The sequence below is a fragment of the Serratia sp. HMSC15F11 genome, from assembly GCF_001808215.1.
GTDB classification, from domain to species: domain Bacteria; phylum Pseudomonadota; class Gammaproteobacteria; order Enterobacterales; family Enterobacteriaceae; genus Serratia; species Serratia nevei.
The window spans coordinates 1-672 of record NZ_KV792506.1; the positions used below are offsets into that span (position 1 = coordinate 1).

1 protein-coding gene is annotated in these 672 nt (G+C 35.6%); it reads right to left on the reverse strand.

Features of this window, described 5'->3' with window-relative positions; genetic code table 11:
* Window positions 1–96 precede the first annotated feature (96 nt).
* A partial coding sequence (locus tag HMPREF3138_RS22785) for a phage portal protein (RefSeq protein ID WP_168166353.1) occupies window positions 97–672 on the reverse strand: 576 nt, incomplete at its 5' end.

A 672-nucleotide genomic window follows, 5' to 3' on the forward strand; every position in this document is an offset into this window, starting at 1 on the left:
TTTTCTGGGGAACAAAGTAGAATTTCATTTAGGATTCTGTCGCCGAATTCTCTTTGTACTGGGATTTCTGATGCAAAGGCTAATTCAATTAGTTTTTTACTCTGATTGATTTGGCTGGTTTCCATCTCCCTCTTCATTTGGTTTTGGTTGTTCATCTATTTTGTTATCCTTAACATTTAGATAATTGTCTATTTCATCTTTTTCAAAGTCCTTTAGAACGTCGCGGTAGTCCAGACCAAGTTCAGAAATAAGCTGTTGGCGTGATTTCAATCCATTTTGCAATAGTGCAATTTGGTACTGTGCGTCTTTATTCGGATCTAGGCTTAATGAAACAACTGGCGTATAAGTTGCTTTGATTAACTTCTTAAAGTCTTTAAAATTGAGCTTTAACTCATTCTTATTTATCATTTCGACTTTCAAAAACTCTTTATAGATTGGTTTCAATACTTGAACGATAAGTGCATTTTGTTTTCCCTTAACAACCTGTTGCATCATTCTGTCTGATAATTTTGCAGCACTGAAAGAACTGTTCTTTGTGTCGTATAGTAGATTCATCTTGGTCACGTTCAACGCCATTGCAATTTGCCCTAACATTTGATCCATGAATGAATCTAGGCCATCAGTACTTGAAGTTGGATTAACAGTCTGGATCTTTTTACCCGGATCAAGTTC